Here is a 4,319-nt window from a genome sequence, read left to right on the forward strand (position 1 = left end):
GGGGGGGGAGGGGGGCGGTCACTTCTCCGGCAGGTCCACGCTGTAGGCCACCACCATCCGCTTGTTGTCCGAGTTGCGCCCTCCGATGGCCAGCACCTTGCCTGTCGTGTAGCCGTAGAGGGCGCCGACGCCCGAGAGATAGGTGCCGTCCGGCATCACCATCGTGCCCGCGTACTCCAGTTTTCCCGTCTTCGGGTCCAGGGCGCCGACGCGCGTCCAGTAGCCCTTCTCGGGATCGTCCTCGGCCAGCACCATGCGCTTGCTCGCGTCGTCGTAGCCGATGAAGGCGGTGCCGGTCCCGCCGCCTTCCCACACCACCTTCCCGGACTGGAGGTCGAGCACCGCGTTGTCGCCGTCGCGCAGCTTGCCGAAGTAGAGCCCGTTGCCGGTGATGCCGTTCCCCTTGTCGCGGAACACGATGTCGGCCGCCTTGCCCGTCAGGTCCACGGACTTGGCGGTCTCGCCGTCCTTGGCGAAGTTGAGCACCCGCGGCGAGCTGGACTCGGACTCGCCGGAGTCGACCGCCACGGTCAGCGGGTGGTCGGAGAGAACCTTGAGGGGCTTGCCCTGCTGGCCCGAGACGGTCACGCCGGGGCCGCCGTACTGGGTGTCGAGAACGACCAGCTCGTCGCGGCACTCGGGCTTGGCCACGATGTGCTGCGCGCTGAAGATGTAGTTGTACTTGCAGTCGATCTCGGCATCCGCGAACGGGTCGGCGGAGGCACCGGTCTGCACGTCGAACATCTGCACGGGGTCGATGGTGTTGAGGCCGACCGTGATGTGCTCGGTACCGGCATACACCTGCGCCCCGTTCTCGCCGTACTCGGGCGAGAGCTTCTTCGACCAGAGGACGGACCCGGCGTCGATATCGACCGCCGCCAGATACGCGCACTCGTCACCACCGGCGTCGAAGAGGACCGCACCCACCCCGTTCGAGCTCGCCTCAGGCGACATCGCGCACGGTTCGCCCGCTCCCTTGGGCGGCTCGACCTTCCACTTCTCCTCGCCACTGCCGATGTCGTAGCCGCGCACCCCGTGCTCGTCCCCGTAGACCAGGGTCGACTGCGCATTCCAACGGCCGGGCCAGGAGACCGTGGTGGTGGAGGACGCGGTGGACCGGGGGAGGACGTCGCTCTTCCACGCCACGTCCAGAGCGGACGACGGCACGTCACCGCCGTCGGCTCCGCCGGAGCCGGAGTCGTCGGAAGCGAGGTTGAGCGCGAAGACCGCGCCGCCGGCGATCAGCGCGAGCCCGAGAACACAGGCGATCACGATGCCCGCGATCTTCCCGCCCGAGGTCCGGCGCGGAACGGGCGGGACGGGCAGCCCCGGCCGCCCGGGCCCACCCCAGGCGCCTGGGATGCCGGGGTTGCCGGGGTTTCCTGGGTTGCCTGGGGTACTTGGTGCGCCAGGGCCGCCTGATACGCCAGGACCGCCTGGTGCGCCAGGTGCGCCGTAGGGGGGCGGGCCCGCATGCGGACCACCGGGACCGGTGGGGCCCGCGCTGTAACCGGGGGCTGACCCGTGGCCGGGCCCCGTACCGTAACCGGGAGCTGACCCGTGGCCGGGCCCCGTACCGTAATCGGGAGCCGGCCCGAAACCGGGCCCCTGGCCGTAACCGGGGGCTGGCCCGTAGCCGGGGCCCGAGGCCGACGCGTCACCTGGGGCGTGCGCTCCCGGCGCGGGAGCGTTCGCGTCCGCCGGGGCGTGACCAGGAGGCTGCGGCGGCTGTGCGGGCAGGGGCGGCAGCGGCCGGCCGCTGCCCGTACCGCCGGGCCCGCTTCCCCCCGCGTCGCCCACCCCGCTCCCGCCGCTCTCGGCGATGCCCCCGCTCTCGGCGATGCCCCCGCTCTCGTCGGTCCGCCCGTCCGACTGGTTCTCCTGCGTCACTGAGGCCCCCCTCTTCTCCTGTACTCCGTCGCGTCGTCGCGTCGCTGCCGCGGCGACGGAGAAACAGCGCCACTCAACACTGTCGGTGGCGCGGAGGGCCAGAGGGGCGCTCGCGCACGCGCCGTTCCCTTTCCGTTCCTGACCCGTGACCACGCGGCGACCGCCGACGGCGCGTGGCGACCGCTGACGGTGCGCGGCGACCGCCGACGACGCCCCCTCGCACATGCCGAGGCGGGGCTAGTTGGTGACCCGGCCCCCCGCCACGTCGATGGTGAGCCCCGTCAGATAGCCCGCCGCGTCGGAGGCGAGGAACAGGGCCGCCGAGGCGACGTCGCCGGGCTCACCCATGCGGCGGAGGGGGTGGCGGAGGGCCAGCTTGTGCTGGGCCTCCTTGGGCATGCCGGCGGCGGTCTTCTCGGTGCGGACCGCCGTGGGGGCCAGGCAGTTGACGCGGACGCCCTGCGGGCCCAGCTCCGTGGCGAGCTGGCGGGTCAGCATGGTGAGACCCGCGTTGGCGACGCCGTAGGCCACGTTGGCCTGGCCGGGCTGGCGGCCGGCGGACGACGACAGGGTCAGGATGCTCCCGCTGAACCGCTCGACCATGCCGGGCAGGAAGGTGCGGATGGTCAGGAAGGTGGAGGTCAGCTCCGAGTCGAGGACCTGACGCCACCGCTCTTCGGACAGGTCGAGGGTGGGCGTGGGGGCGCCCTGCCCGCCCGCGAAGGCGGCGAGGATCTCGACGGGGCCGAGCTCGGCCGCCACCCGGTCGGCGACGCGGCGCAGGGCGCCCGCGTCCGTCACGTCCGCCACGGCACCGATGGCGGTGCCTCCCCGTTTGCCGATGTCCTCGGCCACCGCGAACAGTGCGGGACGGTCCCGCCCCACCAGGCAGACGGCGACGCCCTGCGCGGCCAGGGCCCGCCCCGTCTCGGCTCCGATGCCGCGCGAACCGCCGGTGACCACGGCGACCTTGCCCGCCAGGTCGGGATAGACGGGATGCGAGGGCCGCTGCTGTTCCCCTGCCGGGGGCTCAGGACCGGCGGGGTGTGCGCTGTCGGTCGGCATCAGCGTTCCCCCTCGCGTGTGGTGAGGCCCAGCTCGGTGCGGCGGCGGTGGCCGTGGAGCGCGGCCCCGACGGCGCAGCCCAGGAGCACGGCACTCGCACCGCCCCAGCCCACGAAGAAGCTCGCGAGGCTGCTCGGCGACGAGCGGCGCGGGCCCGCCTCGCCCTGCGGGTCGGCGTAGACGCGGAAGGTGTCGCCGACCTCGGCGCCGTCGCACCCGATGCTCAGGTCGGTGTCCGCCGGTACCGCCCGCGGTGACAGGGAGCGCAGCTCGCACGTCGGGCCGCCCTTGGCGTGGTGCTGTTCCGCGGTCACCTCGACGTGCGCCCACTCGCCGCGCTCCAGGAGGACGGAGGTGGAGTAGCCGACCCCGGCGACCGGGAGGAGGGCTATCCCCGCGAAGAGGACGAGCAGAAGATAGCGGCGCCGCGGCCCGTAGTGGCTCAGCTCCAGCAGCAGGACGAGCAGGTAGGCCGCGGTGAGCAGGAGCAGCACCCAGAACAGCGGTCTGCCGCCGCCCACGTACCGGGGCACCAGTGTCGTCGCGCCCGCCAGCGCGCAGCCGATCAGCGCGGCGGAGGTCGCCAGAGTCAGGGCGGCGGGGCGGGACAGCCGCTGGATGCGGGCGTCCAGGCGGGGACTGAGGCGGTGCGGTGCCGCGGGCTGCCCGCCGAGCCGCGCGTAGAGCGCGGCCCTGGGCGAGGGGGGTGGCGTGGTGCGGGGTGTGCCGCGGCGGCCCGTGCCGTCCGGTGTGCCCGACCCGTACGTGCTCGTGCCCGCACCCGTGCTCGCCCGGTACCGGCGGCTCTTGGCGATGCCGGCGCATCCGGCGGCCGTCAGGATCACGGCCCACGCCAGCATGGCGCCGTAGACCGTGGGGTCGGGCTCCTCGTACGGGTCGGAGGAGAAGGCCTGGCCGAGTCCTGCGGCGAGGAAGACGAACGCGAAGGCGAGCGCGAGGACGGACGTGCCCAGCCAGCCGGAGCGGCGCCCGCGCAGCCCGTGTTCCGTCCTGCCTCTGCTGTTCGGCACGCCGTACAGCTCGATCAACCGGCGCCGGTCGCGGCTTCGGGCCCGCAGCGGGACCAGCAGGGCGAGCGCCGTCGGCACGAGTGCGGCGCCGGCGGCGAGGGAGAGGTTCGCCGCCAGCCCTTCGGGGCGGCCCGCGTGCGTGTAGTCGTAGATGCCGGAGGCGAGGAAGCCGCAGCCCGCGCAGAGCCCGACGATCAGCGCCACCCGCGCCCACAGCTCGCGGGGCGCCAGCTCGGCGCGGAGCAGGGCCTCGCCGCTGGACGTCCCGCCTCTCGGCGCTCCGCCGCGCGCGGCATCACCGCCCCCGGCCGCGCGCGGCGGAGCGCCGAGAGG

General features: G+C 74.0%; 3 protein-coding genes. All 3 read right to left on the minus strand.

Going from position 1 to position 4,319, the window contains the following annotated elements:
- Positions 1–18: 18 nt before the first annotated feature.
- Complete coding sequence (locus tag AB8Z75_RS32505; protein ID WP_369208348.1) at positions 19–1,272, minus strand: PQQ-binding-like beta-propeller repeat protein; 1,254 nt, start codon at positions 1,270–1,272, stop codon at positions 19–21.
- An 855-nt stretch (positions 1,273–2,127) separates the two neighbouring features.
- Positions 2,128–2,955, minus strand: a complete 828-nt coding sequence (locus tag AB8Z75_RS32510; protein WP_369208350.1) for an SDR family NAD(P)-dependent oxidoreductase — start codon at positions 2,953–2,955, stop codon at positions 2,128–2,130.
- Positions 2,955–4,319, minus strand: a 1,365-nt coding sequence (locus tag AB8Z75_RS32515; protein ID WP_369208352.1) for a hypothetical protein, incomplete at its 5' end; no start/stop codon positions are given. The genes AB8Z75_RS32515 and AB8Z75_RS32510, both read right to left, overlap by 1 nt.

Source organism: Streptomyces sp. PU-14G, from assembly GCF_041028275.1.
Classification (GTDB): domain Bacteria; phylum Actinomycetota; class Actinomycetes; order Streptomycetales; family Streptomycetaceae; genus Streptomyces.